Source organism: Segatella sp., from assembly GCF_977051555.1.
On the sequence record NZ_CDRSSE010000082.1, the window covers coordinates 1 to 4,147 of the forward strand.

Genomic DNA, 4,147 nt, shown 5'->3' on the forward strand with positions numbered 1-4,147 from the left:
AAGGCAAAGCCCGAGCTTGTGAAAGTTTGGGCTTTGTTGTAAATAAAAATATTTTTTAAAGATTTCGTATCTGTGAAAAGGCAAAAAATAAAAAGAGGTGCGTCACAGACTTATGACACACCCCCTTTCTTTGCTTTTACTATTTTCATAGCTTCCAAAAAAGTTAGATTTCAAGTTCTCTAAAATATAGTTTTAGAAATGGTTAAATACCAATAAACTAATCCCCCATCCGGCTTGAGAAAGCAGGATGGGGGAAATTCTTTATCTGTTATTTCTGAGATAATATCTTATTTCAATTTTTCTATCTGTTCCTGGGTAAGTCCGGAATACTTCATAATTAGATTGATGTCAACACCATCAGCCAGCATCTTTCTGGCAATATCCAGGGCTTTCTGGTTCATGCCTTCAGCTATACCTTCACGCTTAGCAGTGTCTACGGAATTCTTGATATCGCGATATGCCATCTTGCTGGTCTCGTACTCCCTCATTTCCTGCGGAGTAAACTTGGCTATTTCGGCTTCCTCGAAGAGCCGGTCGAAAACCTTATCGCACAACTCTTTAGGGCGCTGGGTAAGCTTATAGAGATTCTTCAGTGCATAGAGCCACTTCTCGTATAGGGTATCCAGTTCTTCCAGGGGTTTGTTGAACTTGGAAATCTCTACATAGATATATTCTAGTTTGTCGTAAAATACTTTATGGGTAGCTGTGTCGCACAACTGTACATGATGGCGGATTTTCTCCTTGTCGAATGCATCCTCGTTCATACTGAAGTTGAGCAGGGCTACGGTATAGACATGATTGAGTTTGAAATCCCATTCATTCCCCTTTGGTGCCTGTTCGCGGATAGGGAAAGTGGAGTAGAAAAGGGCGCGATCCTTGAAATACGTCTGGTAGGCGTTCTGCATTTCTACGATGAACTTCTCGCCGTTTTCGCCTTCGCAATATACATCAAAGATGGCTCTGCGGTCGGTATAGACATCTCCCACGTGCTCTGGGTTCAGATACGACACGTCCTTTACAACCTGTTTGCCATTAAACAAGCTGTTGAGGAAGCAAATGAGCAAATCCTTGTTCATTGCTGTTCCGAAAATTCGCTTGAAACCGAAGTCGGTCAGCAAGCTGATATATCTTTCTTCTACCTGTTTCATAATCATCTATATTAAAAATCCATGCCGCAAAGTTACGGTTTTATTTTCAAACCCGCAAGAGATTTCAGGGAAAAATTTCTAAAAAAGGTTTGAGAGTGTTGAATGTTGAATGTTGAATGTTGCACTTTCGCATGTGGTTTAAGTACGTCCTGAAGGTCCAGAAGCAGTACGCCCCTTCAGGGCGTGTGGAGGGCAAACCTAGCGAAACTTCAGTCGCTTAGAATGAAAAGCATTATATACTAAAATAATTCCCCCATCCTGCTTTCTCAAGCCGGATGGGGGAATTGCTTTATCTGATAATGAAAAAAATTACAAACTTTTATCTGTCTGTTTCAGCCAATCCCTGGCTTAACTTACGCTCTGTACACAGAATGAGCTGGCTACAGCTGTTAATACCCCGATGAGGAAGTTGATGATGGTTTTCCAATTTACTCTTTTCATTTTGCTTTGTTTTTTAATGATTAATACTAAGTGGATAATGATAGTCACATGCTTGTTTTAGTGGTTGAAATTTAGTTTCAGTAAGCGTCTTTGGAATGAAGAAGGGCGGGGGAGGAACTGCCAGCCCGGATACCCGTAAAAGGCAGGTTCTTGAGTCGTTATGATTTGCTGTTTATCCGTAATCGTCAGGATGAAAACCAGCCGCTTTGTGCCTTCGGAATATCCCTGTCGCCGGTCAGTTCACTCCTTCCTTCTTCTGTCGTTTCGCATATTTGAGAGACGGATGACTACTCGAGGCCGTCTCCGTTGTCACCTGTTCCGTCGGTGCTACCGCCTTGTGATGTTCCGCCGCCTTGTGTGGTATCGCCAGTGGTGGTATCGCCTGCAGCGCTCTCGCTAGAGTTGAGGAGATCCATGGCGTTCTTGGCGTTGGCATCGAGAGAGAGCTGTGTGTTGCTGAGTTTGCCGGTAGCACGTGCTCTGAGGCGGTAGCCTTCTACAAACTTGGCAAGGCTCCACTCCTTGATGCTGGCAGCTCCCATCTTGTTGATGATGCCGATGGAGAAGATGGCGAGGTTATCTATCTTCACTGCCTTATTCTGGAGTACGAGCTCCTTCACACAGCTCACCATGTCGGTGAGCAGACCCTTGATAGCACCCTTCGAGAATGGGGTGTTGTGGCTCGCCATGTGTTCGGCGAGTTCATCGATACCGATGGTTTCTGTCACTACTGGTCGCGCATAATATTTGCCATACGCTTCCTTGATTGTCTTGTTCTTGTTTTTCACTAACTTAATGAGAATCATACTTTTAATAATTTAGTTTTAGTAAAAAGCAGTCTGTGTCTCCGCCGAGACCGTTGCTGCATCAACCTCTCTGATTGACGATACAAAGATACAACATTCCCGAACCCCCAACTATGCGATTTGTGCGATTTGCAGGGATTCGGGAAAAAAAGTTCCGTTATATGAGGAAAAAGAGTAAAATAATGCATTTTTTTTCAAATTCATTTGGCACTTTCAATAAAAAAATGTAGTTTTGCAATTGCTAAATAGAAAAAGATTATTATGGCAACAATTACATTAAGATCAGATGTATATGACAAAGCGGCAATCTTTGCAAGAAAAGATAAACTTAATATTGAGGATTGGGTAAATAAAATCCTGCAAAAAATTGTTGTTGATATATCTGAAAAGGAAGATATGAAAGCTCCTGCTGAGTCAAAAATGTTCAGTTGGGATGAAATGGGCGGCATGTTCGCTTCAGATAAAAGTGATAAAGAACTGCGTGATGAGTATCTGGAAGAAAAATATGGGATATGAAAATCTTTTGTGATACCAATATTATAACGGAATTTTTAGAAAAAAGAATTCTGTTTGATGCTGTGGCTAAAATTCTTACCTTGGCATCTACCAGTCATACTTTGTTCTTGTCTGAAGGAGGATTCTATACCATCACTTTTCTCGTGGATAAACAATTGCGAAGAATGAGTATCTACAATCCTGAACGTTTAGTACAGGAAAGGAAAATTCTGCTCCGCATTCTTGACACTTTCCAAATTTCGTCTGCTTCAAGATTTGGACTGAAACAAGGAGTTGAGGATGAAAACTTTAGAGATTTAGAAGATAGTTATCAATATCAGGCGGCTATTAATTGTGGTGCTGACATTTTGTTGACTATCAATGTTAAAGACTTCGTTGGTGTCTCAGATAATAAACGAATCAAAATAATGACTCCCCAGTCTTTTGTTGATGAATTTCTTTCTAATACGCCTAGCTGACTTACGAGCCTGCGTTTATGTTCTTAAAACAAAAAAGAGGGTGTGTCATAACTACATGATACACCCTCTTTTAGTAATTTTCTAAGTATAAACATCTATATCCTCTGGCTTCGGCTAGATGTGGAAATCTACCACCTTCAGCCATCGCTTGACATCAAACGACGGACAGTCTTTGTGAACGTTCGGCAAATCGCGGTGGCCCAGTATCTCTGCTTCAGGATAGGAGAGGCAAAGGCTCTCCAGAAGCGAATACAGAGCCTGATTCTGGGCTGGAGTGCGCGTATCGGCGGGCTTGCCGTTCTTGTCGAGACCTCCCTCATAACAGATGCCGATGCTGTGGGCATTGTAATGACGGGCATGGGCTCCTACCTCAGACTCCGGACGACCCGGATATACCACACCATCCTTTGTGATGTAATAATGATAACCGATACTCTTGAAACCGCGGGCAAGATGGCAGGCCTCCAACTGCTCGAATGTGAAATCCTGAGTCACTCTCGTGGCTGAACAATGAATCACGATGAGTGAAATGCTACGATGTTTCTGTGTCATGGCAACCTCCCTTCTTTTAGCAGTTCTGTACACAGAATGAGCTGGCTACAGCTGTTAATACCGTGATGAGGAAGTTGATGATGGTTTTCCAATTTACTCTTTTCATTTTGCTTTGTTTTTTAATGATTAATACTAAGTGGATAATGATAGTCACATGCTTGTTTTAGTGGTTGAAATTTAGTTTCAGTAAGCGTCTTTGGAATGAAGAAGGGCGGGGGAGGAACTG

The 4,147-nt window shown here is 42.1% G+C and carries 7 protein-coding genes; 2 read left to right on the forward strand and 5 right to left on the reverse strand.

The window, feature by feature from the left end; genetic code table 11:
* Positions 1-287: 287 nt before the first annotated feature.
* From ACWJAO_RS13070 to ACWJAO_RS13080, 3 genes are all read right to left on the reverse strand, one after another.
* Entirely contained in the window at positions 288-1,154 is an 867-nt protein-coding gene (locus ACWJAO_RS13070) for an Rpn family recombination-promoting nuclease/putative transposase (protein WP_449140567.1), read from the reverse strand.
* A 342-nt stretch (positions 1,155-1,496) separates the two neighbouring features.
* Positions 1,497-1,589 carry a DUF6486 family protein gene (locus ACWJAO_RS13075; RefSeq protein ID WP_449140568.1) on the reverse strand — a complete coding sequence of 31 codons (93 nt, stop codon included), beginning with the start codon at positions 1,587-1,589 and terminating at the stop codon, positions 1,497-1,499.
* 287 nt (positions 1,590-1,876) lie between these two features.
* Positions 1,877-2,395, reverse strand: coding sequence for an HU family DNA-binding protein (locus ACWJAO_RS13080; protein ID WP_443967619.1), 519 nt, complete (start codon positions 2,393-2,395; stop codon positions 1,877-1,879).
* A gap of 261 nt (positions 2,396-2,656) precedes the next feature.
* On the opposite strand from ACWJAO_RS13080, the gene ACWJAO_RS13085 reads away from it, so the two are divergent.
* Together ACWJAO_RS13085 and ACWJAO_RS13090 are read left to right on the forward strand one after the other, a co-directional pair.
* Positions 2,657-2,911, forward strand: a complete 255-nt coding sequence (locus ACWJAO_RS13085) for a hypothetical protein (RefSeq protein WP_449140569.1) — start codon at positions 2,657-2,659, stop codon at positions 2,909-2,911.
* The gene (locus ACWJAO_RS13090; protein ID WP_449140570.1) at positions 2,908-3,369 is read left to right on the forward strand and encodes a hypothetical protein; all 462 of its coding nucleotides are present in this window, start codon (positions 2,908-2,910) and stop codon (positions 3,367-3,369) included. The genes ACWJAO_RS13085 and ACWJAO_RS13090 overlap by 4 nt, the downstream gene beginning before the upstream one ends.
* A gap of 114 nt (positions 3,370-3,483) precedes the next feature.
* Here the strand turns inward: ACWJAO_RS13090 and ACWJAO_RS13095 are convergent, their stop codons facing one another.
* Together ACWJAO_RS13095 and ACWJAO_RS13100 are read right to left on the reverse strand one after the other, a co-directional pair.
* Positions 3,484-3,921 carry an N-acetylmuramoyl-L-alanine amidase gene (locus ACWJAO_RS13095; protein ID WP_449140571.1) on the reverse strand — a complete coding sequence of 146 codons (438 nt, stop codon included), beginning with the start codon at positions 3,919-3,921 and terminating at the stop codon, positions 3,484-3,486.
* 16 nt (positions 3,922-3,937) lie between these two features.
* Complete coding sequence (locus tag ACWJAO_RS13100) at positions 3,938-4,027, reverse strand: smalltalk protein (RefSeq protein ID WP_203054327.1); 90 nt, start codon at positions 4,025-4,027, stop codon at positions 3,938-3,940.
* Between the last annotated feature and the right edge of the window lie 120 nt (positions 4,028-4,147).